General features: G+C 73.9%; 19 protein-coding genes. 12 read left to right on the forward strand and 7 right to left on the reverse strand.

The features are described from left to right. Nucleotides 1-28: 28 nt before the first annotated feature. Nucleotides 29-1,294 carry a cytochrome P450 gene (locus tag ACI79S_RS03220; protein WP_456592001.1) on the reverse strand — a complete coding sequence of 422 codons (1,266 nt, stop codon included), beginning with the start codon at nucleotides 1,292-1,294 and terminating at the stop codon, nucleotides 29-31. Nucleotides 1,295-1,572: 278 nt separating this feature from the next. Here ACI79S_RS03220 and ACI79S_RS03225 point away from each other — a divergent pair, with 278 nt between their 5' ends. From ACI79S_RS03225 to ACI79S_RS03275, 11 genes are all read left to right on the forward strand, one after another. Next, a complete protein-coding gene (locus tag ACI79S_RS03225) occupies nucleotides 1,573-1,848 on the forward strand; it encodes a hypothetical protein (RefSeq protein WP_456592002.1) in 276 nt (91 codons plus the stop codon). Nucleotides 1,849-1,982: 134 nt separating this feature from the next. Next, entirely contained in the window at nucleotides 1,983-4,019 is a 2,037-nt protein-coding gene (uvrC, locus tag ACI79S_RS03230) for an excinuclease ABC subunit UvrC (protein ID WP_456592003.1), read from the forward strand. Further along, the gene (gene rapZ / locus ACI79S_RS03235; RefSeq protein WP_456592004.1) at nucleotides 4,016-4,993 is read left to right on the forward strand and encodes an RNase adapter RapZ; all 978 of its coding nucleotides are present in this window, start codon (nucleotides 4,016-4,018) and stop codon (nucleotides 4,991-4,993) included. The genes uvrC and rapZ overlap by 4 nt, the downstream gene beginning before the upstream one ends. Nucleotides 4,994-5,028: 35 nt before the next feature. Beyond that, a complete protein-coding gene (locus ACI79S_RS03240) occupies nucleotides 5,029-5,961 on the forward strand; it encodes a gluconeogenesis factor YvcK family protein (RefSeq protein ID WP_456592005.1) in 933 nt (310 codons plus the stop codon). A 140-nt stretch (nucleotides 5,962-6,101) separates the two neighbouring features. Further along, a complete protein-coding gene (gene whiA, locus ACI79S_RS03245) occupies nucleotides 6,102-7,076 on the forward strand; it encodes a DNA-binding protein WhiA (protein ID WP_456590378.1) in 975 nt (324 codons plus the stop codon). Nucleotides 7,077-7,372: 296 nt separating this feature from the next. Beyond that, complete coding sequence (gene gap, locus ACI79S_RS03250; RefSeq protein ID WP_456592006.1) at nucleotides 7,373-8,377, forward strand: type I glyceraldehyde-3-phosphate dehydrogenase; 1,005 nt, start codon at nucleotides 7,373-7,375, stop codon at nucleotides 8,375-8,377. After that, entirely contained in the window at nucleotides 8,377-9,582 is a 1,206-nt protein-coding gene (locus ACI79S_RS03255) for a phosphoglycerate kinase (RefSeq protein ID WP_456592007.1), read from the forward strand. The genes gap and ACI79S_RS03255 overlap by 1 nt, the downstream gene beginning before the upstream one ends. 1 nt (nucleotide 9,583) lies before the next feature. Then, on the forward strand, nucleotides 9,584-10,393 hold the full coding sequence (gene tpiA, locus ACI79S_RS03260) for a triose-phosphate isomerase (RefSeq protein WP_456592008.1): 810 nt from the start codon (nucleotides 9,584-9,586) through the stop codon (nucleotides 10,391-10,393). A 71-nt stretch (nucleotides 10,394-10,464) separates the two neighbouring features. Beyond that, the gene (locus tag ACI79S_RS03265; RefSeq protein WP_456592009.1) at nucleotides 10,465-12,216 is read left to right on the forward strand and encodes an ABC transporter substrate-binding protein; all 1,752 of its coding nucleotides are present in this window, start codon (nucleotides 10,465-10,467) and stop codon (nucleotides 12,214-12,216) included. A gap of 160 nt (nucleotides 12,217-12,376) precedes the next feature. After that, the gene (gene secG, locus ACI79S_RS03270; protein ID WP_456590329.1) at nucleotides 12,377-12,613 is read left to right on the forward strand and encodes a preprotein translocase subunit SecG; all 237 of its coding nucleotides are present in this window, start codon (nucleotides 12,377-12,379) and stop codon (nucleotides 12,611-12,613) included. A gap of 127 nt (nucleotides 12,614-12,740) precedes the next feature. After that, on the forward strand, nucleotides 12,741-13,082 hold the full coding sequence (locus ACI79S_RS03275; RefSeq protein WP_456592010.1) for an RNA polymerase-binding protein RbpA: 342 nt from the start codon (nucleotides 12,741-12,743) through the stop codon (nucleotides 13,080-13,082). Between the two features lies 1 nt (nucleotide 13,083). On the opposite strand, the gene pgl is transcribed toward ACI79S_RS03275, so the two are convergent. From pgl to tkt, 6 genes are all read right to left on the reverse strand, one after another. Continuing rightward, a complete protein-coding gene (gene pgl / locus ACI79S_RS03280; RefSeq protein WP_456592011.1) occupies nucleotides 13,084-13,899 on the reverse strand; it encodes a 6-phosphogluconolactonase in 816 nt (271 codons plus the stop codon). Continuing rightward, nucleotides 13,896-14,936, reverse strand: coding sequence for a glucose-6-phosphate dehydrogenase assembly protein OpcA (locus ACI79S_RS03285; RefSeq protein ID WP_456592012.1), 1,041 nt, complete (start codon nucleotides 14,934-14,936; stop codon nucleotides 13,896-13,898). Before ACI79S_RS03285 ends, pgl begins: the two co-directional genes overlap by 4 nt. Before the next feature lie 49 nt (nucleotides 14,937-14,985). Beyond that, nucleotides 14,986-16,503, reverse strand: a complete 1,518-nt coding sequence (zwf, locus tag ACI79S_RS03290; protein WP_456592013.1) for a glucose-6-phosphate dehydrogenase — start codon at nucleotides 16,501-16,503, stop codon at nucleotides 14,986-14,988. A 106-nt stretch (nucleotides 16,504-16,609) separates the two neighbouring features. Then, the gene (locus ACI79S_RS03295) at nucleotides 16,610-18,214 is read right to left on the reverse strand and encodes a glucose-6-phosphate isomerase (RefSeq protein WP_456592014.1); all 1,605 of its coding nucleotides are present in this window, start codon (nucleotides 18,212-18,214) and stop codon (nucleotides 16,610-16,612) included. Then, a complete protein-coding gene (tal, locus tag ACI79S_RS03300; protein WP_456592015.1) occupies nucleotides 18,211-19,311 on the reverse strand; it encodes a transaldolase in 1,101 nt (366 codons plus the stop codon). Before tal ends, ACI79S_RS03295 begins: the two co-directional genes overlap by 4 nt. A gap of 88 nt (nucleotides 19,312-19,399) precedes the next feature. Further along, on the reverse strand, nucleotides 19,400-21,613 hold the full coding sequence (gene tkt, locus ACI79S_RS03305; RefSeq protein WP_456592016.1) for a transketolase: 2,214 nt from the start codon (nucleotides 21,611-21,613) through the stop codon (nucleotides 19,400-19,402). A gap of 298 nt (nucleotides 21,614-21,911) precedes the next feature. Between tkt and ACI79S_RS03310 the strand changes: the two genes are divergently transcribed. After that, nucleotides 21,912-22,844: a heme o synthase gene (locus ACI79S_RS03310; protein WP_456592017.1), complete on the forward strand. Its 933-nt coding sequence runs from the start codon at nucleotides 21,912-21,914 to the stop codon at nucleotides 22,842-22,844. The last annotated feature ends 489 nt before the right edge of the window (nucleotides 22,845-23,333 follow it).

A 23,333-nucleotide genomic window follows, 5' to 3' on the forward strand; every position in this document is an offset into this window, starting at 1 on the left:
ACGGCGCGGGGGCGGGGGCGGGGGCGGGTCAGCCTGCGGCCGGAACCGCCGTCGGCAGCGGCCGGACGTCGGAGACCACGAACCCGGAGGCGGGCAGCGTCGGCAGCCGGCGCAGGCTGATGCTGAGGTCCTGCACCCCCACCCGGTAGCGCATCGACCGGGTCAGCTGCCGGACCGCCTCCGCGATCAGCAGCCGCGTCATCGGCTCACCGGGGCAGCGGTGGTCGTCGCGGTACTCGCCGGCGCCCTGTGGGACCAGCGTGTACGGATCGCCGTCCCAGTCGCGGAACCGCTCGGGGCGGAAGGCCTCGGGGTCCGGCCACAGCCGTGGGTCGTGGTTGGTGCCGTACAGGTCGAGCAGCACCCGCTGGCCCACCGGGAAGTCGTACCCCTGCCAGCTGAACGGCCGGTGCACCCGCCCGCCGATCAACGGGAAGAAGGGGTAGAAGCGGCGGACCTCGTCGACGAAGGCCATCAGGTCCGCGTCGTCGCCGTCGGCGAAGGTGTCGTACCAGGACGGGTTCCGCAGCAGGGCCAGCGCCGCGAACACGACGTACCGGCTGACGGCGACGATGGGCCGCAGGACGTTGAGCAGCTCCACCCCGGCGGCCGGCAGGGTGAGCGGCTCCCCGGCGGTGTCGCGGTGGGCGGCGATCACGGCCAGCGCGCTGCCGGGTGGCGGCTGCAGGGTCCCGCGGCGGGTGCGGTCGACGAGCTGGCGCGCCCACCGCTCCGAGCGGTTGCGCAGCACCCTGGCCGCCCAGTTCCGTGGCCCCACGTCGCCGGCGTGATCCACCATCGCCGACAGCTCGCGGGTGCGCAGCCGCACGTCCCGCTCGGTCATCGGCACGCCGGCCCAGCCGGTCGCGGTCCGGGTCAGCACCTCGTTCACCGCGTCGTAGAGCGCGACGCGGCCGGCCCGCTGCCAGCGCGGCACCGCGCGCCGCCACTCCTCGGCCAGCCGCCCGGTGATCGCCTCGCTGCCGGTGCCCTGCAGGACGGTGAGGAACATGTCCTTGCGGTGCCGGTGCGGTTCGCCGTCCAGCGCCTGCACACTGCCCTCGTCCTGGAGCAGGCGCAGCACCGACGAGGGGAACGCCCCTGTCCGGGTGAAGCGCTCACCGCTGTAGAAGATCCGGGCCGCCTCGGCGCCGCGCATGCAGACCGCCGGCTGCAGCAGCAACCGGGTGCGGAAGGCGTCCGTACCGAGCTGGTCGCAGCGCCGGGAGACGAAGGCGTAGCCGTCGCGCAGCAGGGCCAGCGAGCTGTCGGGCACGGGGAGGGTCGGGACCATCGGTCACCTCTTCCGGTCGTCGTTCCGGGCCACCCGTCGCGCCTGCCCGGTACCGCGATCGCCCAACCACGCGGCGCCCCGGCGGACGTGCGCGCCAGGGGAGAGGACGGATCGCGCGTGGGCGTGCTGGGTGGGCCGCCGGGGCACCTGCGGGCCGGCGGACCGGGGGAGGCCTCCTCGGGGGTTGAACGGCAGCCCCCGTCGCCGTACTGTCGTTGTGACCGACGTCACGTAGAGCATTCGAGCAGCGTGGCGGAGTCCCTCGGAGGAGGACAGCGATGAGTGCGCTGACGCCCGACTGCGACCCCGATCTCTCCAACTGCGGCTCGCCCGTGTCCGGCGGGGGAGTGCGGTCGACGATCGTCCTGCTCGCCGTGCTGGCCTTGTCCGCGTCCGTCCTCACCGGTGGGGCGTCGGGCGTGATGACGTTCGCGGCCGGCGGCGCGGGAGCCGTCTCCGCCCTGGTGCTGGCGCGGCGGACGGTGCGCCTCGCGCAGCGCGCGACCGCCGGACTCACCGCGCACGCGCCCTGGCGGTCCCGCCCGGTCGTCTGAGCCGGCGCCCTGGAGCCCGGTGCGGCGCGCTGGTGCCGGACCGGGCTAGACGCCTGCCCGCGACCGTTGGGGCGGTTGTGACGGACGGGTGCGCTCGCTGCCGACGTGTCGGTGCGGCGACCTAGGGTGGGGACATGGCCGACCCCTCCACGTACCGCCCGGCGGTCGGCTCCATCCCGGAGTCCCCGGGGGTCTACAAGTTCCGCGACCCGAACGGCCGGGTCATCTACGTGGGCAAGGCCAAGAGCCTCCGGCAACGGCTGAACAGCTACTTCGCCGACGTCGCGGGCCTGCACCCGCGCACGCGCCAGATGGTGACGACGGCGTCGAGCGTCGAGTGGACCGTCGTCGGCACCGAGGTCGAGGCGCTCCAGCTCGAGTACAACTGGATCAAGGAGTTCGACCCTCGCTTCAACGTCCGCTACCGGGACGACAAGAGCTACCCGAGCCTCGCCGTGACGCTCAACGAGGAGTACCCGAGGCTGCAGGTCATGCGCGGGCCCAAGAAGAAGGGCGTCCGCTACTTCGGTCCCTACGCCCACGCCTGGGCGATCCGCGAGACCCTCGACACGCTGACCCGCGTCTTCCCGGCGCGGACCTGCTCCACCGGCGTCTTCAAGCGCGCCGGTCAGATCGGCCGGCCGTGCCTGCTGGGCTACATCGGCAAGTGCGCCGCCCCGTGCGTGGGCCGGGTGAGCGCCGAGGAGCACCGGCGGATCGTCGACGACTTCTGCGACTTCATGGCCGGGCGCACCGAGTCGATGATCAAGCGGCTCGAGCGGGAGATGGGCGAGGCCGCGGCGGCGATGGAGTACGAGCGGGCCGCCCGCCTGCGCGACGACATCGGCGCGCTGAAGCGGGCGATGGAGAAGCAGGCCGTCGTCCTCGGCGACGGCACCGACGCCGACGTCGTCGCCTTCGCCCAGGACGAGCTGGAGGCGGCCGTCCAGGTGTTCCACGTCCGCGGGGGCCGCGTGCGCGGGCAGCGGGGCTGGATCATCGACAAGGTCGAGGAGGTCACCACCGGCGAGCTGGTGGAGCAGTTCCTCCTCCAGGTGTACGGCGGGGTCGACGAGGAGACCGGCGTCGGCGAGGCCGGCGAAGCGGTCCCGCGCGAGGTGCTCGTCCCCGAGCTGCCCGACGACGCCGACGTCTACGTCGAGCTGCTGGAGGAGCTCCGCGGCGGCCGGGTCTCGCTGCGCGTTCCGCAGCGGGGCGACAAGCGCAGCCTCATGGAGACCGTCGAGCGCAACGCCAAGGAGGCGTTCGCCCGGCACCGGGTGAAGCGGTCCAGCGACCTGACCGCCCGCTCGCTCGCGCTGTCGGAGCTGCAGGAGGCGCTGGAGCTGGCCGACGCACCGTTGCGGATCGAGTGCATCGACATCAGCCACGTCCAGGGCACGAACGTGGTGGCGTCGATGGTCGTCTTCGAGGACGGGCTGGCGAAGAAGTCCGATTACCGCCGGTTCTCCGTCACCGAGGGCACCGACGACACCGCGGCCATGGCCGAGGTCGTGCGCCGCCGCTTCGCCCGCCACCTCAAGGACGAGGCCGACCGCCGGGACGAGCAGGGCATCGCCGCGGAGGAGGGGCGCCCGCGACGGTTCGCCTACCCGCCGAACCTGCTCGTCGTCGACGGCGGCGCTCCGCAGGTGGCCGCGGCCGCGCGCTCCCTGGACGAGCTCGGCATCGTCGACGTCGCCGTCTGCGGCCTGGCCAAGCGCATGGAGGAGGTGTGGTTGCCGGGAGAGAGCGATCCGGTGATCCTGCCGCGCACCTCGGAGGCGCTCTACCTGCTGCAGCGGGTGCGCGACGAGGCACACCGCTTCGCCATCACCTACCACCGGCAGAAGCGGTCCACCGGCATGCTGGTGTCCCTCCTGGACGACGTCCCCGGGCTCGGGGAGACGCGCCGGAAGGCGTTGATGAAGCAGTTCGGCTCGCTCAAACGGTTGCGGGCCGCGACAGTGGAGGAGCTCATGGCGGTACCCGGCATCGGCCGGCGGACGGCGGAGGCGGTGCAGATGGCGGTGGCCGAGCCGGTGCCGGCGCCCGAGGAGGGGCAGCCGCCGGCGGCGGAGACCACCCTCGCGCCGCAGGGCCCGGCCGAGCAGGGCGCGCCGCGCCCCGGCTCCGGCGCCACCGCCGAGGTCGGCCGGGTGGCCTCGTGACCACGGACGTCGGCAGGAAGAGCGAGGCGGCACCGGCCGAGGGATCCGGCACCACGCTCCCGGTCGGGCCCCAGAACGACGTCTCGCCGGCGATGGACCCGGCGAGCACGGAGACCCAGCCGCTCGAGGTCGTCGTCGTCACGGGGCTCTCGGGGGCCGGGAAGAACAGCGCCGGCCGGGTGCTCGAGGACCTCGGCTGGTTCGTCGTGGACAACCTGCCGCCGGCGCTGCTGCTGCCGATGGTGGAACTGGGTGCCCGCGGGGACCTGCGCCGGTTCGCCGCCGTCGTCGACGTCCGCAGCCGGGCCTTCTCCAGCGACCTGCAGGAGGCCATCCGGGTCCTCTCCGAGGCCGGGCACCGGCCGCGGGTGGTGTACGTGCACGCCCGCGACGAGGTGCTGGTCCGCCGCTACGAGTCCGTCCGGCGGGAGCACCCGCTGCAGGGCAACGGCACGCTCATCGACGGGATCACCGCCGAGCGCGCGCTGCTCACCGGCATCGCCGGCGAGGCCGATCTGTGGGTGGACACCAGCGATCTCAACGTGCACCAGCTGCGCGCCACGCTGGAGAACGCCTTCGCCCGCGACGGCCAGACCCCGCCCCTCACCGCGACGGTGATGAGCTTCGGCTTCAAGTACGGGCTACCGCTGGACGCCGACCTCGTGGTGGACGCACGCTTCCTGCCGAACCCGCACTGGGTGCCGGAGCTGCGGAGCCACACCGGCCGCGACGCCGACGTCCGGGACTACGTCCTCGGGCAGGAGGACGCCGCGAGGTTCCTGGACCGGTACAGCGAGGTGCTGCGGCTGCTGCTGCCCGGCTACCGCCGTGAGGGCAAGCGTTACCTGACGCTCGCGGTCGGCTGCACCGGCGGGAAGCACCGCAGCGTGGCGATCGCCGAGGAGTTCGCCCGGCGGCTGGGCGCCGAGGGCATCGCCGCCGTGGCCCGACACCGCGACCTGGGGCGCGAGTAGTGGCAGGGCCGACGGCCCCGGGGCAGGCCCCCCGGGTGGTCGCCTTCGGTGGCGGCCACGGTCTGGCGGCTGCCCTGTCCGCCTGGCGCCGGATCACCCCGGCGTTGACCGCCGTGGTGACCGTGGCCGACGACGGCGGCTCCTCCGGGCGGATCCGGCGGGAGATGCCGGTGCTGCCGCCCGGTGACCTGCGCATGGCCTTGGCGGCGCTCGCGGGTGAGGCCGAGCGCGAGCAGACCCTCGCGACGCTGTTCCAGCACCGTTTCGGCGGCAGTGGTGTCCTGGCCGGTCACCCGGTCGGCAACCTGCTCCTGACCGGGCTGACGGAGATGTTCGGCGGTGACACCGTCCGGGCGCTGGACGAGCTCTGCTCGCTCGTCGGCGCCGCCGGCCGGGTGCTGCCCATGGCGGACGAGCCGCTGGACCTGGTCGCCCGGGTGGAGACCGCCGACCGGGACGACCCCGCCCGCGTGCGCACCATCCGCGGGCAGGTGGCGATCGCGGCGACGCCTGGCCGGGTGCGCGAGATCCGGCTCGCGCCGGCCGACCCGGTGGTGCACCCCGCGGTGCTCGACGCCATCGCCGCGGCGGACGTGGTCTCGCTCGGGCCCGGCTCCTGGTACACCTCGGTGCTGCCGCACCTGCTCGTGCCCCGGCTCCGCGCCGCGCTGGCGGAGACCCGGGCGCGGGTGGTGGTGGTGCTGAACCTGGAACCGCAGCCCGGCGAGACGGACGGCTTCTCCCCGGAGGAGCACCTGTCCGTGTTGCAGGCCCATCTGGACGGAGTGGCGTTGCACACCGTGATCGCGGACGTGGAATCGGTGGTTGACCGCTGTGGTCTGCTTGACGCGGTCCGCGGGTGCGGCGCGGAGCTGTTGCTGGCGCCGGTCGCCGAGCCGGACGGCGCGCCGCGGCACGACCCGGTGCGGCTGTCCGCGGCGCTGGCCTCCGTGGTCGGGCTGCGGTGAACGAGTAGCGGTGTGCGAGCGGGTACCAGGTGGACGGTCGACCGGCCGGCACGAGGGGGAGAGGGGACGGCGTAGATGACGCTGACCCGGACTGCGGGGGCGGCAAACCCCGGGGGAACGTGGGGGTGGAGGACATGGCGATGACCGCCATGGTGAAGGACGAGCTCTCCCGGGTGGAGTGCACGAAGACCTCCGAGCGCAAGGCCGAGGTGACCGCGCTGCTGCGGTTCTCCGGCGGCCTGCACATCGTGGGTGGTCGGGTGGTCATCGAGGCCGAGCTGGACACCGGCTCGGTCGCCCGGCGGCTGCGGCGGGACATCAGCGAGGTCTACGGCTACACCAGCGGGGTGAGCGTGCTCGCCGGCGGCAACATCCGCCGCGGCGTGCGCTACCTGGTCCGCATCGCCAAGCACGGCGAAGGGCTGGCCCGCCAGACCGGCCTGGTGGACCAGCGTGGACGCCCCGTCCGGGGTCTGCCCCCGGCGGTCGTGTCCGGCAGCATCAACGACGCCGAGGCCGCCTGGCGGGGAGCCTTCCTCGCCCACGGTTCGCTGACCGAGCCCGGCCGCTCCTCGTCGCTGGAGGTCACCTGCCCCGGCCCGGAGGCGGCGATGGCCCTCGTCGGGGCCGCCCGCCGCCTGGGCATCGCGGCCAAGGCCCGCGAGGTGCGCGGCGCCGACCGGGTCGTCGTCCGGGACGGCGACGCGATCAGCGCGCTGCTCACCCGCATGGGCGCCCACGACGCGGTGCTCGCCTGGGAGGAGCGGCGGATGCGCCGCGAGGTCCGGGCCACCGCCAACCGCCTGGCCAACTTCGACGACGCCAACCTGCGCCGCTCGGCGCGGGCCGCCGTCGCCGCGAGCGCCCGGGTCGAGCGGGCCCTGCAGATCCTCGGGGAGGACGCTCCTGAGCACCTCCTCGTCGCCGGCCGGCTGCGCCTGGAGTTCGGTCAGGCCTCGCTGGAGGAGCTCGGCCAGCGGGCCGACCCCCCGATGACCAAGGACGCGGTCGCCGGCCGTATCCGGCGTCTGCTGGCCATGGCGGACAAGCGGGCCAAGGACCTCGGCATCCCCGACACGGAGTCCGTCGTCACCGACGACATGCTGACCCAGTAGCGGCCGTCCTGGCCCAGCAGCCTGGAGCCGTCTCGTCGACGGGGCCGCCACCCCCGGGGTGGCGGCCCCGTCGACGTGCAGGCGCCGGCCGGCCGGCGTCCCACCTCGCGGGGTCCTGGCTCACCGCCGTCCCTGCGCCAGGACCCTGGACGGTCAGGTGACCCGATCGGCGAGGGGCGGGCGCCCGAGCAGGGCGAGTGGGAGCCGCGTTACGCCCCGACCGATAGGGTCTGCACGGAGCGAGGCCGCGCGGTCCGCGCGGTAGCCAACGTGACGGTTCCCATGGGAGGTCTGCAGTGACGGTCCGGGTAGGCATCAACGGATTCGGCCGGATCGGCCGCAACTTCTGGCGTGCCGCCGCCGCCAGCGGTCAGGACATCGAGATCGTGGCGGTCAACGACCTCACGAGCAACGAGGCGCTCGCCCACCTGCTCAAGTACGACAGCATCCTGGGCGTCCTCAAGGAGGACGTGACCGCCGACGGCGACGGCATCACCATCGGCGGGAAGACCATGAAGGTCCTCTCCGAGCGCGACCCGGCGAACCTGCCGTGGGGCGACCTCGGCGTCGACGTCGTCGTCGAGTCGACCGGGTTCTTCACCAAGGCCGCCGACGCCCGCAAGCACGTCGACGCCGGTGGCGCGAAGAAGGTCATCATCTCCGCGCCCGCGACCGACGACGACATCACCATCGTCATGGGCGTCAACGACGGCCTCTACGACGGCTCGCAGACGATCATCAGCAACGCCTCGTGCACCACCAACTGCCTGGCCCCGCTGGCCAAGGTCCTCAACGACGCGTTCGGCATCGAGCGCGGCCTGATGACCACCATCCACGCCTACACCGCCGACCAGAACCTGCAGGACGGCCCGCACAAGGACCTGCGTCGCGCCCGGGCCGCCGCCCTCAACATGGTGCCCACCTCCACCGGTGCGGCGAAGGCGATCGGCCTGGTCCTGCCCGAGCTCAAGGGCAAGCTCGACGGCTACGCCATCCGCGTCCCGGTGCCCACCGGCTCGGCGACCGACCTCACCGTCCAGCTGACGAAGCAGGCCTCGGCGGACGAGATCGACGCCGCCTACCGCGAGGCCGCCGCCGGCCCGCTGGGCAAGTACCTCACCTACACCGACGCGCCGATCGTCTCCTCCGACATCGTCACCGACCCGTCGTCGTGCATCTACGACGCGAAGCTGACCAAGGTCTTCGGGCCGATGGCCAAGGTGCTCGGCTGGTACGACAACGAGTGGGGCTACTCCAACCGCCTCGTCGACCTCACCACCCTGGTGGGCAAGTCCCTCTGATGCGCTCCGTCGACGACCTCATCGCCGAAGGCGTCTCGGGTCGGCGCGTGCTGCTGCGCGCCGACCTGAACGTCCCGCTGGACAAGACCACCCGTGCGATCACCGACGACGGCCGGATCCGCGCCAGCCTGCCCACCCTCCAGGCGCTGCGGGAGGCCGGGGCACGGGTGGTCGTGGCGGCCCACCTCGGCCGCCCCAAGGGTGCGCCCGACCCGCAGTACTCGCTCGCGCCGGTCGCCGCGCGCCTGGGCGAGCTGCTCGGGACGACGGTCCCGGTGGCGTCCGACGTCGCCGGTGAGGACGCGCAGGCCAAGGCCGCCGCCCTCGGCGACGGCGAGGTCCTGCTGCTGGAGAACGTCCGCTTCGAGGCCGCGGAGACGGCCAAGGACGACGCCGCGCGGGGTGCGCTCGCCGACCGGCTCGCCGCGCTGGCCGACGTCTACGTCGACGACGCCTTCGGTGCGGTGCACCGGGCGCACGCTTCGGTGTTCGACGTCGCCGAGCGGCTCCCGCGCTACGCCGGGCGGCTGGTCGCCCGCGAGCTCGAGGTGCTCACCCGGCTCACCACCGAGCCCGAGCGGCCGTACGTGGTCGTGCTCGGTGGCTCGAAGGTCAGCGACAAGCTGGCGGTGATCGAGGCGCTGCTGCCGAAGGTGGACCGGCTGCTCGTCGGCGGCGGGATGTGCTTCACCTTCCTGGCCGCACAGGGGCACGGGGTCGGGAAGTCGCTCCTGGAGGCCGACCAGGTCGAGACCTGCCGCCGGCTGCTGGCCGAGGCCGGCGACCGGATCGTGCTCCCGGTCGACGTCGTCTGCGCGCCGGAGTTCAGCGCGGATGCGCCGACCACCACCGTGGCGGTCGACGCCATCCCCGACGACCAGATGGGCCTGGACGTCGGCCCGCGCACCGTCGAGCTCTTCGGGACCACCCTGGGCGACGCCCGCACGGTGTTCTGGAACGGGCCGATGGGGGTCTTCGAGCTGGCCCCCTTCCAGGCGGGCACCCGCGGGGTGGCCCAGGCGGTCTCCACCGTCGACGGGCTGTCGGTCGTGGGCGGCGGGGACTCGGCAGCCGCGGTGCGGGTGCTGGGCCTCGACGAGGACGCCTACGGGCACATCAGCACCGGCGGCGGTGCGTCACTGGAGTACCTGGAGGGCCGGGAGCTCCCGGGCCTCGCCGTGCTGGCCGACCGAGCGGGGGAGTGAGATGGCCCGCAACGACCGCCGCACCCAGCCCCGGGAGGGCCGCCGGCCGCTCATCGCCGGCAACTGGAAGATGCACATGACCCACCTGGAGGCCATCGGGCTGGTCCAGAAGGTCGTGTTCTCCCTCAAGGAGAAGGAGCTCGACGCCGCCGAGGTCGTCGTCCTCCCGCCCTTCACGGCCCTGCGCAGCGTGCAGACGCTGGTGGCCGGCGACAAGCTGGCGATCGGCTACGGCGCCCAGGACGTCTCCGCCCACGACGCCGGTGCCTACACCGGTGAGGTCAGCGGGGGCATGCTCGCCGCGCTCGCCTGCACGTACGTGACGGTGGGGCACTCCGAGCGGCGGGCGCTGCACGCGGAGGACGACGCCGTGGTGGCCGCCAAGGTGCAGGCGGCGGTGCGGCACGGGCTCGTGCCGATCGTCTGCGTGGGGGAGGGCCTCGACGTCCGCCAGGCCGGCGACCACGTCGCGCACTGCACCCGGCAGCTGGACGCCGCGCTCGAGGGCCTGACCGCCGAGCAGGTGGGCGGGCTCGTGGTGGCGTACGAGCCGGTGTGGGCGATCGGCACCGGCGAGGTGGCCACCCCGGAGGATGCCCAGGAGGTCTGCGGCGCGCTGCGGGCGCGGCTCGCCGAGCGCTTCGGCGCCGAGACCGGCTCACGCGTCCGTATCCTCTACGGCGGGTCGGTGAAGGCCGCGAACACGGCCGGGATCCTCGCCGGGGCGGACATCGACGGCGCACTCGTCGGTGGGGCCAGCCTGGACGCCGACGAGTTCGCGCAGATCTGCCGGATCGCCGGCGGTAGCTGAACCCTGCTGCCCGTCACCGGCCGGACACGGAAGGGGACGGGCAGCAGGTGGAGCCTTCGACGTTGGAGCGGGTGACCGACCGGCTCCCGCCGTGGGCCCGGGACTGGTCCCCGCGGCGCCTGCTGGCCTCCGCGGCGGTGATCCTGCTGGTCGCCGTCCTCGCCGTCAGCTGCCTGGGCGGTGCGGGCGGCCGGGCCGACGTCCCCGTGCTCGCCGACGGCCCCGACGCCGGCATCGAGGGTGTCCGGTCTCCGTCGGACGAGCGCGGCGGCACGCTCCGGGTGGTCGCTCCCGCCGTCGACAGCCTGGACCCGCAGCGCTCCTACCTGCCGGGCGTGTGGAACCTGATGCGGCTGTACGCCCGCACCCTGGTCACGTTCGCCAGCGCCCCGGGGGAGACCGGCGAACTCGTCCCGGACCTGGCCACCGACCTGGGCACCGTGTCCGAGGACGGGCTCCACTGGACCTTCACCCTCAAGGAGGGCGTCCGCTTCGAGGACGGCCGGCCCATCACCAGTGCGGACGTCAAGTACGGGATCCAGCGCTCCTTCGCCTCCGACGTGATCGTCGGGGGCCCCACCTACCTCGTCGGCCTGCTCGACGACCCCGCCAACCCCTACCCGGGGCCGTACTCCACCGACGAGGACGACCCGGACCTGACCTCGATCGAGACGCCCGACGACCGGACGATCGTCTTCCGCCTGCGCACCCCGCAGCCGGACCTGCCGTACGTGCTGGCCCTGCCGTCCAGCAGCCCGGTGCCGGCGGAGGCCGACACCCGCGGTGCCTACGGCGCCGACCCGGTGTCCTCCGGGCCGTACGCCATCTCCTCCGTGGACCCGGAGACCGGCATCCTGCTGGAGCGGAACCCGGAGTGGGACCCGGCCACCGACCAGGTGCGGACGGCGCTGCCCGACAGCGTGGTGGTGCGCACGGACCTCTCCGGACTGGCGCGGGACCAGGCGCTGCTCGCCGGCTCGGCCGATCTCGACATCTCGGGCACCGGGGTGATGCCCGCGACGACGGCCCGTCTCGCCGCGGACGACGGCGAGCAGCTGCTGGACCGGGTCGACGACGTCACCACCGGCGCGGTGCGTCTGCTCGCGCTGCCCACCGACGTCGCGCCGATGGACGACGCCGACTGCCGGGCCGCCGTCGCGGCGGCCGTCGACCGGCGGGCCGTCCAGTCGGCACTCGGCGGCGCCGTCGACGCGGTGCGCAGCAACCAGCTGTGGCCGCGGGCGCTGCCGGACGGGCCGGACGGCGGCGACGACGGCCCGGACCTGGATGCCGCCCGCGCCGCGCTGGCCGAGTGCGGGCAGCCCGACGGGTTCGCCACCGTCCTCGCCGTGCCCGACGTCCGCAGCAGTGTCGACGTCGCCGAGGAGATCGCCGGCCAGCTGGGCGAGATCGGGATCGACGTGGAGGTCCGCCCGCTGGACCCGGCGACCTTCTACGCGACCGACGTCGGCAACCCGGACAACGTGGCCCGCAGCGGGTACGGGCTCGTGCTGGCCACCCGGACCGCGGACTTCCCGACCGCCGGCTCCTTCCTCGTCCCGCTGGTCGACGGGCGCAGCATCGCCCGGGTGGGCAACCCCAACCACGCCCGGCTGGCCGACCCGGAGCTCGATGCCCTGGTCGACCGGGCGAAGGCGGGGGAGGTGGCGTGGGCGGAGGTCGCCGAGGCGGCGCTGGCACGCGCCGCCTACGTCCCGCTCGCCGAGACGCGCATCCAGCTCCTGGCCGGGCAGCGCCTGCGCAACGGCCTGGTCATGCGGCCGTACGACGGCTACGACGTCGCCACCGCCGGGGTCCGCTGACAGCCGCGGGAGCATCGCAGCGAGAGCGGTCCGGTGCGGCAGCCCGCCGGCGGCCGCGGGTCGGCGTCGGCAGGGCTGACCGGGGCAGCCGTCCCGGTCGGCTACGCTCGAACCGAGAACTGGCGTCCGTCGCCGGTCGCCGACACTTCCGGAGAGGTCAATGGAGCTGTTCCTCAACGTGCTGCTGGTCCTCAGCAGCCTGCTGCTGGTGGTGCTGATCCTGCTGCACCGCGGCAAGGGGGGTGGGCTCTCCTCGATGTTCGGGGGCTCGGTGTCCTCGTCGCTGTCGGGCTCGTCGGTGGTCGAGAAGAACCTCAACCGGCTGACCGTGCTCACCGCCCTGATCTGGACCGTGTGCATCGTGGCGCTGGGCATCCTGATCAAGGTCAATCCCTGACCTCGCGCCCCGTGCGCTGAATCACAACCGGCACGCAATCGTGACCGGTGAACGCCCCGTCAAGCCCTAGACTTCCCCCGCGGTGGTCGGTGCCATCGCGACCCGGACCGACGATCAGGGGGCGCACGTGGCTGGTGGGAATGCGATCCGGGGCACCCGGGTCGGGGCGGGTCCGGTCGGCGAGGTGGAGCGCGGCGAGTCCGCGCCCCGGCGGCGGATCCCGTTCTGGTGCGCCAACGGGCACGAGACGCGGCTGGTGCTCGCGAGCGAGGCAGAGGTGCCCGAGCTGTGGGACTGCCCGCGCTGCGGGCTGCCGGCCGGGCAGGACCGCAGCGCCCCGCCGCCGGCGCCCCGGATCGAGCCCTACAAGACCCACCTGGCGTACGTGCGTGAACGGCGCAGCGACGCCGACGGCGACGCCCTGCTCGAGGAGGCCTTGAACCGGCTCCGCGTGCGCCGCGGGGGCTGACTCAGCCGGCGGAGCGGGGCAGACGCGAGGCGGCATCGGCGTCGAGCAGCCAGCGCGTCGCCCGGGCGCCGTGGACCCCTGCGGCGGGGAGGTCGACCGGGTCGGCCCCGTTCAGCGCGGCCGCCACGGCCTCGGATTTGCCTTCCCCGGCGACGAGCAGCCAGACCTCCTCGGCGCTGTTGATCGCCGGGAAGCCGAGGCTGACACGCGTGGGCGGCGGCTTGGGGCAGTCGCGCACGGCGAGCACCGGCCGGGTGTCCCGGACCGCGGGGGAGTCCGGGAAGATCGACGCCGTGTGACCTTCGGGCCCCATGCCGAGCAGGAGCACGTCGAAGCGCGGCAGGTCCCGCCCCTCGGCGGCGTGCTCCCGCAGCTCCGTCAGGTAGGCCGTGGCGGCCTCCTCGGGCGACCCGCACCCGGAGTCGGACGCCGGCATCGCGTGCACCCGTTCCGCGGGGACGCCGACGCGGTCCAGCAGCGCCGCGCGGGCCTGCTTCTCGTTGCGCTCGTCGTCGTCGGCGGGGACGAAGCGCTCGTCGCCCCACCACACGTCGACGGCGGTCCAGTCCACGGTCTCCCGTACCGGCTCGGCGGCGAGCCCGGCGACCCGGTCCAGCACGGCGATGCCGATTCCGCCGCCGGTCAGCACGACCGACGCGGTGCCGTGCACGGCCTGGGCGGCGGCGAGGCGGGCGACGAGCGCTTCGGCGACCGCGCGGGCCAGCCGGTCGGCGTCCGGCTCGATCACGACGGCGGGTACGGGCCGGTCACCGTCCGCCAGTTCGGCGGACACCCGGTCTCCAGGGGACAGACTCATCCGGTTGCTCCTTCCGTGGCGCCGTGCCCGGCGCCGGATCCGCCCGGGGCAGCGGGGTCGAACCACACGTGCTTCCGGACCGGTGCACGGTCCGACAGCCCGGTGAGGCCGGTCGCCGCCTCCAGCGCATCGCTGTAGGGCTCGTCGGGGTCCAGCCGGTGCAGTTCCTCGCTGAGCAGGTCCCCGAGCGGCCGATCGGGGAGGGCCACGCTCGAGTCGGGCCGGTAAGGCTGGGTGATGACCGCGCCGCCCCGGTGGTCGGCGCGGATCCGCACCTCCTCGTCCCGGTCCAGCTGCAGCGTGACGGCCTCCACGCCGCTCGGTCCGGTCCGGCGCTCGGCGGTGGTGACGTCGATCGGGCAGCCGCCGCGGGAGGACAGCCACCCTGCCAGCAACCGGGTGGTGGCGTTGTGCGGGTCGCCCTCGATCGTGCCGCCCCGCAGGCGGACGGCGTCGCCGCGTCGGCCGGACACGGAGTCCAGCGTCGAGGCGAGCGCCGCGCGCCAGGCGGTGCTGCGGGTCCACGCCAGGTCGGAGTCGCCGGGGGCGTAGTCCTCGGCCCGGACCCGCAGGGCCGCCAGGGGGTCCTCGGCGAGCGAGGTGTCGGTGATCCGGCGGTCGGCGAAGACCCCGAGGGCGTCGGTGGCGATCCGCTCCGGCGGAGCTTCGTGCCACCAGGTGACCACCGGGGCGTCGGCAGCCAGCAGCGGGAGCACGACCGACTCGGCGTGCAGGGCCAGCCGCCCGTACATGCGCATCACGACCGCCTCCCCCGGGCCGAGGCGCCCGCCGATGAGGACCTCGGCGTCCAGCCGGGGGCCGGGGGCGTCGATCTGCCGGCGCACCACGATGAGCAGCCGGCAGGGGTGCAGCTCGGCGGCGTGCGTCGCCGCTTCCTCCGCCTCGGTCACCCGGCTCTCGTCGGCGACGACGACCAGCGTCAGCGCGACGCCGGACAGGACCGCTCCGCCGGTGCGCCGCTGGGCGGCCAGTTCCTTCACCACCGCGGATCCGGTGGTGTCCCAGAGGGTCGTCACGGGGTCTCCTCCGCTCGCGTCGGGTGCGGGCCGTCGGTGCGCGGGCCGGTCACGGTCGCCGCCAGCGGCGGCCCTCGGCCGCGAGCATCTCGTCGGCGGCCCGCGGGCCCCATTCGCCGGCCCGGTAGGGATAGGGGTCGCTGCCCTGCCAGAACTCCTGCAACGGGTCGATGACCGCCCAGGACGCCTCCACCTCCGCGTTGCGGGGGAAGAGGGTGGCGTCGCCGAGCAGGACGTCGAGGAGCAGCCGCTCGTAGGCCTCGGGGCTGCTCTCGGTGAACTGCTCGCCGTAGAGGAAGTCCATGGACACGTCCCGGACCTCCATGACGCTTCCGGGAACCTTCGACCCGAACTTGAGGGTGACCCCTTCGTCGGGCTGCACCCGCACGACCAGCTGGTTGTTGCCCAGCTCCTCGGTGTCGGTCTCGGCGAACGGCAGGTGCGGTGCCCGCTTGAACACCAGGGCGATCTCGGTGACCCGGCGCGGCAGCCGCTTGCCGGTGCGCAGGTAGAACGGCACCCCGGCCCAGCGCCGGGTCTCCACACCCAGGCGCACCGCCGCGTAGGTCTCGGTCGTCGATCCGGGGTCGACGCCGTCCTCCTGCCGGTAGGCCTTGGCGCGCTGCCCGGCCAGCCACCCCTGCTGGTACTGCCCGCGGACGGCGAACGTGCGCAGGTCCTCGGGCAGCGAGACCGCCCGCAGCACCTTGAGCTTCTCGGTGCGGATCTCCTCCGCGGAGAACTCGACCGGCTCCTCCATCGCGGTCAGCGCCAGCAACTGGAGCAGGTGGTTCTGCAGCACGTCCCGCGCCGCACCGGTCTTCTCGTAGAACCCGGCCCGTCCGCCGATGCCGACGTCCTCCGCCATGGTGATCTGCACCGAGTCGACGTGGTGCCCGTTCCAGACGGGCTCGAAGAGGCTGTTGGCGAACCGCAGCGCCATCAGGTTCTGGACGGTCTCCTTGCCCAGGTAGTGGTCGATGCGGAAGACGTCGTCCGCCGTGAAGACCGAGTCCACCAGCGCGTTGAGCTCCCGGCTGGACTCCAGGTCGGTGCCGAACGGCTTCTCGACCACGATCCGGCGCCAGCGCTCGGACGTGCTCTCGGCCATGCCGGTGCGCTGCATCTGCTTCAGCACGACGGGGAACATCGCGGGCGGGATCGACAGGTAGAACGCCGCGTTGCCGCCGATGCCGTGGCTGCCCTCCAGCTCGGCCAGGTGCTCGGCCAGCTCGTCGAAGGCGTTGTCGTCGTCGAAGCTGCCCTGCACGAAGTGGACCGTGCCGGCCAGGCGCTCCCAGACCTCCTCGCGCCAGGGCGTGCGGGCGTTGCGCCGGGCTGCGTCGCGGGCCAGCTCGGCGAACTCGGTGTCGCCCCAGTCACGGCGGGCGAAGCCGAGCAGGGCGAAGTTCGTGGGCAGCAGGCCGCGGTTGGCGAGGTCGTAGACGGCGGGGAGCAGCTTCTTGCGCGCCAGGTCGCCGGTGATGCCGAAGACGACCAGGGCGCACGGTTCGGGCACGCGGGGCAGCCGGCGGTCCCGCGGGTCGCGCAGCGGGTTGGGGATCATCGTCCGTCCTCGTGGTCGGGGGGACCCGTCGTCCGGCGTCGAGGACCGGGCGGCGGAGTGGATCGGGCGGGGATCGAGGGGCGGCTCGCTGGTCGGGTCCCCGGGATCAGCAGCCCAGCGCGGTGAGCAGCTGGTCGATGCCCGCCTTGCGGTCGGTGAGGTGCAGGTGGAGCAGCGGGCGGTCGCGATCGGCGAGCGCCTTGCGGTCGCCGGCTGCCTGGGCCGCCTGCAGCATGCCGAAGGTGTACGGCCGGTCCGGCACCGGGAGGTCCTCGTCGAGTGCCCCGGTGAGCTGCAGGAAGACGCCGACCTGGGGACCGCCCTTGTGGTACTGGCCGGTCGAGTGCAGGAAGCGGGGGCCCCACCCGAAGGTCACCGCCTGCTCGGTCCGGCGCGCCAGCGACGTGCGCAGCTCGGCGGCGCGCGCGTCCCGGTGCCGGTCGAGGTACGCCATGACGGCGAGGTACCCGCGGGGCTGGACAGCAGCCAGCAGCGAGTCGAGGGTCAACGAGAGACCGTCGAGCGAGGAGAGGTCCACCCCGTCGAGGACGGCGGCGGTCCCGCGGATCTCCACCGCGCCGATCGTCGCCGCCGGCTGCTCGTCGGGCGGCCCGGTGGCGAGGATCAGGGAGGTGTTCTTCTTGCTCTCGGTCACGTTGGGCTGGTCGAAGGGGTTGATCCCCAGCACCCGGCCGGCGACCGCGGTCGCGTACTCCCAGCCGAGGAACTGCGCGCCGAGCGGCCCGGTGACGCCGAGCGCCGGCCCCGGACCGGGGGCCCCGGCCCCCACCAGGCCCAGCAGGACGTCGGGGGCCGAGCTCGGGGACGCCTCCGGCCGCTCGAGGACGACGGGCAGGAGCCCGCGGCCCTCCTTGCCCGTCGACTCGGCGACGAGCTGCTCGGCCCAGTCGCCGAAGCCCTCGATCGGGGGGACGCCGGCGTCGGCGAGGGCGAGCTTGTCGCGCCCGGCGCGGAAGGCGGCACCGAGCACGATCCCCAGCTCCATGGCCGGGTTGCGCGGGGCGGGGAGCTGCTCGGCCAGCTGCGCCGCGTCGTCGATCAGCGCGCCGACGTCGGCACCGGCGAGGGCAGAGGGCACCAGCCCGAAGGCGGAGAGCGCGCTGTACCGGCCACCGACGGTGGGGTCGGCGAGGAACACCGCGCGGGCCCCCATGGCCGCGGCCGTCTCCGCCAGGGGGGACCCGGGATCGGTGACGACGACGAACCGCGCGCCGATCTGGCTCTCGTCCAGGCCCGCACGGGCGAACGCGGCGACGAACGCCCGCCGCTGGCTGTCGGTCTCCAGCGTGCCGCCGGACTTGGAGCTGACCACCACGACGGTGCGCTCCAGCTCGGTCATGGCGGCGGCCACCTGACCGGGATCGGTGGAGTCGAGGACGACCAGCGGCACGCCCGCCGTCCGGCAGATCACCTCCGGGGCCAGCGACGAGCCGCCCATGCCGCAGAGCACGATGCGGTCCAGCCCCTCGGCGACCAGCTGGGCGCGGAGCTCGGCCAGCGGGGCGAGCAGCGACCGGGAGGCGGCCGGCAGGTCGAGCCAGCCGAGCCGGACCGCGGCCTCGCTCTCCGCGTCGGGGCCCCACAGCGTCGGGTCCTTGCGGACCAGCCGGGCGGCGACGTCGTCGTCGTCCAGTTGCCGGCGGAGAGCGCCGGGGATCTCCAACCCCGTGCAGCTGACCGCCAGGGTCACTTCTTGTCCTCGAGCTCGCTTCGTACCGAGTCGGTGAGCTCGTCCCAGGAGTCGACGAACTTCTGCACGCCCTCGTCCTCGAGCACGCGGAAGACGTCGTCGAGGTCCACGCCGGCATCGCGCACCGCCTGCATGACCCCCGCCGCGTCGTCGTAGGCCTTCTGCACGGGCGTCCCGGGGGTGCCGTGGTCGGCGTAGGCCATCATCGTCTTCTCGGGCATGGTGTTGACCGTGCCCGGCGCGATGAGCTCGCTGATGTACATGGTGTCGGAGTAGTCGGGGTTCTTGACCCCGGTCGAGGCCCACAACGGCCGCTGCCGCGCCGCGCCCTGCGCCTCGAGGGCCCGCCAGCGGTCGGAGGAGAAGATCTCCTCGTACGCCTGGTAGGCCAGCTGCGCGTTGGCGATGCCCGCCTTGCCCTTCAGCGAGGCGTCGGCGCCGGCCGCGTCGAGGCGCTTGTCGATCTCGCTGTCCACCCGGGACACGAAGAACGACGCCACCGACGCGATGCCCTCGAGCGAGCCGCCCGCGGCGACCCGCTTCTCCAGGCCCGCGAGGTACGCCTCCATCACCGCGCGGTAGCGCTCGAGGCTGAAGATGAGGGTGACGTTGACGCTGATGCCGTTGGCGATCGTCTCGGTGATCGCGGGCAGGCCGGCCTCGGTCGCCGGGATCTTGATGTAGAGGTTGGGCCGGTCGACGAGCCACCACAGGTGCCCGGCCTCGGCGGCCGTGGCGTCGGTGTCGTGGGCCAGGCCGGGGGCCACCTCGAGGGAGACCCGGCCGTCGCCCGGCTGCCGGTCGGCGACCGGGCGCAGCAGGTCGCAGGCGTCCCGGACGTCGGCGGCGGTGATGGTCCGCAGCGCCTCCTCGACGCTCACCTTGCGGACGGCGAGGGCGTGCAGCTGGTCGTCGTAGGAGTCCGACCCGCTGATCGCCGCGGCGAAGATGGTCGGGTTCGTGGTGACGCCGACGACCGAGTGCTCGTCGACCAGCGACTGGAGGTTGCCGCTGCGGATGCGGTCGCGCGACAGGTCGTCGAGCCAGACGGCGACCCCCGCGGACGACAGCTCGGCCAGGTTCTCGTTCTGTGCCATGTCAGGTGCCTTCCTGGTGAGGTTCTGGAACGGCCCTGTCGCAGGGACCCGGCCCGAGCTCGCGAGGGTCGGGAGCGACAGGGTCCTCTTAGCGGTCGCCGGTGGCCTGGGGGAGCCCGCCCGTGGCGGCGACCGGACCGGCCGGGACGGCGGCGCCGGAGCGGGCGGCCTCGAGGCTCTCGCGGGCGGCGGCGACCACGGCCTCGTCGGTCAGGCCGAACTCCTCGTAGAGGACGGTGTACGCGGCGCTGGCGCCGTAGTGGGTGAGCCCGACGATCCGGCCGGCGTCGCCGACGAACTCGCGCCAGCCCATCGGCACGCCCGCCTCGACGCTCACGCGGGCGCGGACCGAGGGCGGGAGCACCTCGTTCTTGTACGCGTCGTCCTGGTCGGCGAACCACTCGACGCACGGCACGGAGACGACCCGGGTCGGGACGCCGTCGGCCTCCAGGCGGTCGCGGGCGGCCATGGCGATCTGCACCTCGGACCCGGTGCCGAGCAGGATCACGTCGGGGCTGCCGGTCGACGCCTCGGCGAGCACGTAGGCGCCGCGGGCGACGCCGTCGGCCGAGCCGAACCGCTCGCGGTCGAACACCGGCAGGTTCTGCCGGGACAGCAGCAGCCCGGCCGGCCGGTCGTTGTTCTCCAGGATCGTCCGCCAGGCGACGGTGACCTCGTTGGCGTCCGCGGGGCGGACGACGTCGAGGCCGGGCATGGCGCGCAGCGCGGCGAAGTGCTCGATCGGCTGGTGGGTCGGCCCGTCCTCGCCCAGTCCGATGGAGTCGTGGGTCCAGACATAGGTGACCGGCAGCTGCATCAGCGCGGCCAGCCGGACCGCGCCGCGCATGTAGTCGGAGAAGGTGAGGAACGTGCCGCCGTACACGCGGGTGCCGCCGTGCAGGGCGATGCCGTTCATCACCGCGCCCATGGCGTGCTCGCGGACGCCGAAGTGGATCGTGCGGCCGTAGGGGCCGCCGGACCACATCTTGGTCTGCCGGTCCGCGGGCAGGAACGACGGTTCGCCCTCCACCGCGGTGTTGTTGCTCTCCGCGAGGTCGGCCGAGCCGCCCCACAGCTCGGGCAGCCGCGGGTAGAGGGCGGCGAGGACCTTGCCCGACGCCTTGCGCGTGGCCACGCCCTTGTCGTCGGCGGGGAAGGACGGCAGCTCCTCGTTCCAGCCCTCGGGCAGCCGGCGCTCGCGCATCCGGGCCAGCAGCGCCGCACCCTCGGGGTTGGCCTGCTCCCAGGCGGCGAACCGCTCGTTCCACTCCGCGTGGTCGGCGCGGCCCTTCTCCACGACCGAGCGGGCGTGGGCGAGGACGTCGTCGTCGACCTGGAAGGTGCGCTCGGGGTCGAAGCCGAGGATCTCCTTGGTCGCGCGCACCTCGTCGTCGCCGAGCGCCGAGCCGTGCGAGGCGCCGGTGTTCTGCTTGGTGGGGGCGGGCCAGGCGATGACCGTCCGCAGCACGATGAGGGAGGGGCGACCGGTCTCGGCCTTGGCCGCGGCGAAGGCGGCGTCGACGGCCGCGAGGTCCTCACCGTCGTCGACGTGCTGCACGTGCCAGCCGTAGGCCTCGTAGCGCTTGCCGACGTCCTCCGTGAAGGCGACGGTCGTGTCGTCCTCGATGGAGATCTTGTTGTCGTCGTAGACGAGGGTCAGGTTGCCCAGCCGCTGCGTGCCGGCGAGCGACGACGCCTCGCCGCTGACGCCCTCCTCCATGTCGCCGTCGGAGGCGAAGCACCAGATGTGGTGGTCGAAGAGGCTCTCGCCCTCGGGGGTGTCCGGGTCGAGCATCCCGCGCTCCCGGCGCGCGGCCATCGCCATGCCGACCGCGTTGCCGACCCCCTGGCCCAGCGGGCCGGTCGTGGTCTCGACGCCCGGGGTGTGGTTGACCTCGGGGTGGCCCGGGGTCTTCGAGCCCCAGGTGCGCAGCGCCTTGAGGTCGTCGAGCTCCAGGCCGTAGCCGGAGAGGAACAGCTGCACGTAGAGCGTCAGGCTGGAGTGGCCCATGGACAGGACGAACCGGTCGCGGGCGACCCAGTTCGGGTTGCTGGGGTCGTGCCGGAGCCACTTGTGGAACAGCAGGTAGGCCGTCGGGGCCATGCTCATGGCCGTGCCCGGGTGGCCGTTGCCGACCTTCTGGACGGCGTCCATCGCCAGCACGCGCGCGGTGTCGATGGCGCGGCGGTCGAGATCCCCGAAGTCCTGGGGGAGGGTCGGCTGCGGCTGCGACGGGCTGCCGGTCGGCGCGTCGGTCGCGGCCTCGGCGGGGGCCTCCGGTCCGGTGCTGCGCGTGTCCATCTGGTCGGTTCTCCCTCGAGGTAGGCCTGACGTCGTGCCCGGGCGAGCGGCCGGCCGCCGGTGGGCCACCCGAGGGCGTCCCCCCGGGCCGGTGGGGTCAGGGGGCGTGACGACGTCGTCGCGTCGCCTCTACCCGCTGCACCGGCGGCAGCAACGTGATCAACCCTAGTCATCGGAGGTCATGCCGCGCGGCGGCCCGTGAACCGGCCGGGGCTACAGTGGGGGAGTTACGTCTCCAGGTTCGAAGGGATCCCGTGGTGCCCTGCTGCCCGCGCGCGACCGCGCACGAGGGCACCCGGTGACGGCGCTGTCCGAGCGCCCTCCCGCCTCCGCTCCTCGCCTCTCCACCCGGCTGCGTGCCCGCGTCGGGGCCTACGTGGCGCTCACCAAGCCCCGCATCATCGAGCTGCTGCTCATCACCACGGTGCCGGCCATGATGCTGGCCGCCCGCGGCTGGCCGTCCCTGTCGCTGCTCCTGTGGACGCTCGCCGGGGGAACCCTCGCGGCGGGCGCGGCCAACGTCTTCAACTGCTACTTCGACCGGGACATCGACCGGCTGATGCAGCGCACCCAGAAGCGGCCGCTGGTCACCGGGGAGGTCACGCCGCGCGCCGCGCTGGTGTTCGGGATCGTCCTGACGGTCAGCTCGATCGCCGTGCTGCTGGCGACGACGACGCCGCTGGCCGCCGTGCTCGCGGCGGCCGCGATCTTCTACTACGCCGTCCTCTACACGATGGTGTTCAAGCGGCACACGCGCCGCAGCACCGAGTGGGGCGGGGTGCCCGGCGCGGCCCCGGTGCTCATCGGCTGGGCTGCGGTGACCGGGTCGCTGGACTGGCCTGCGGTCGTGGTGTTCGGGATCGTCTTCTGCTGGCAGATGCCGCACTTCTGGGCGCTCGCCCTGCGGTTCAGGGACGACTACGCACGGGCCGACATCCCCATGCTGCCGGTCGTCACCAGCGCCCTGTCGGTCGGCCGTCAGTCGGCGGCGTGGGCCTGGGCGACCGTCGCGGTCTCGCTGCTGCTCTGGCCCGTGGCGTCGGACTACGGCATCGGGCTGGGCTACGCGGTCCCGGCGGTCCTGCTGGGCGGCTGGTTCATCGTCGAGTCGCACCGGCTGCTGGCGCGCATCAAGCACGGCGGGGAGACCAAGCCCATGCAGCTGTTCCACGTCTCGATCTCGTACCTGTCGCTGCTCTCGGTCGCGATCATCGTCGACGCCATCGTCTGAGGAAGGGCCCTGTCCTCCTCATCCCTCGCAGGCTCGGGATGAGCCTCCGGACAGGGCCGACGCCGCGAGCCGTCGTCCACGGACCGGCTGGCCGTCCTCGCGCGGGGCACCGGCTCGACAGGGTCAAGGGGTGGCGTACGGCATCCGGCCCTGCTCGGCCCCCGACGGCTGGGCGACGCGGGAGGAGCTCACCGCCCGGATCGACCGCACGACCCGCACCGCCTGGCTGGGCGCCGGCGAGCGTGCGCCGCATCCGGCCGGGGCGTCTGCGGCCTCCCGCCGGGGCTGCCCCCGTTCACCCAGCAGCGGCCGGTCACCGTCGGGGGCCGGACCCACGGCTTCGGATCCCGCCGGCTGACCGCTGATCCCGGGGGGGGGGGGGGGGGGGGGCCGCGGGGGTTAACCCCCCCCCCCCCCCCCCCCCCCCCCCCCCCCCCCCCCCCCGGGCCCACCATTTTGGGTTTACCCCCCCTAACCGGGGCCCGGGCC

The sequence above is a fragment of the Blastococcus sp. SYSU DS1024 genome (assembly GCF_054050795.1).

Coding starts and splice junctions, on each gene's coding strand:
- ACI79S_RS03220 (WP_456592001.1), bottom strand. CDS start 1,294: ATGGTCCCGACCCTCCCCGTGCCCGACAGCTCGCTGGCCCTGCTGCGC.
- ACI79S_RS03225 (WP_456592002.1), top strand. CDS start 1,573: ATGAGTGCGCTGACGCCCGACTGCGACCCCGATCTCTCCAACTGCGGC.
- uvrC (WP_456592003.1), top strand. CDS start 1,983: ATGGCCGACCCCTCCACGTACCGCCCGGCGGTCGGCTCCATCCCGGAG.
- whiA (WP_456590378.1), top strand. CDS start 6,102: ATGACCGCCATGGTGAAGGACGAGCTCTCCCGGGTGGAGTGCACGAAG.
- ACI79S_RS03255 (WP_456592007.1), top strand. CDS start 8,377: ATGCGCTCCGTCGACGACCTCATCGCCGAAGGCGTCTCGGGTCGGCGC.
- tpiA (WP_456592008.1), top strand. CDS start 9,584: ATGGCCCGCAACGACCGCCGCACCCAGCCCCGGGAGGGCCGCCGGCCG.
- secG (WP_456590329.1), top strand. CDS start 12,377: ATGGAGCTGTTCCTCAACGTGCTGCTGGTCCTCAGCAGCCTGCTGCTG.
- pgl (WP_456592011.1), bottom strand. CDS start 13,899: ATGAGTCTGTCCCCTGGAGACCGGGTGTCCGCCGAACTGGCGGACGGT.
- zwf (WP_456592013.1), bottom strand. CDS start 16,503: ATGATCCCCAACCCGCTGCGCGACCCGCGGGACCGCCGGCTGCCCCGC.
- tal (WP_456592015.1), bottom strand. CDS start 19,311: ATGGCACAGAACGAGAACCTGGCCGAGCTGTCGTCCGCGGGGGTCGCC.
- tkt (WP_456592016.1), bottom strand. CDS start 21,613: ATGGACACGCGCAGCACCGGACCGGAGGCCCCCGCCGAGGCCGCGACC.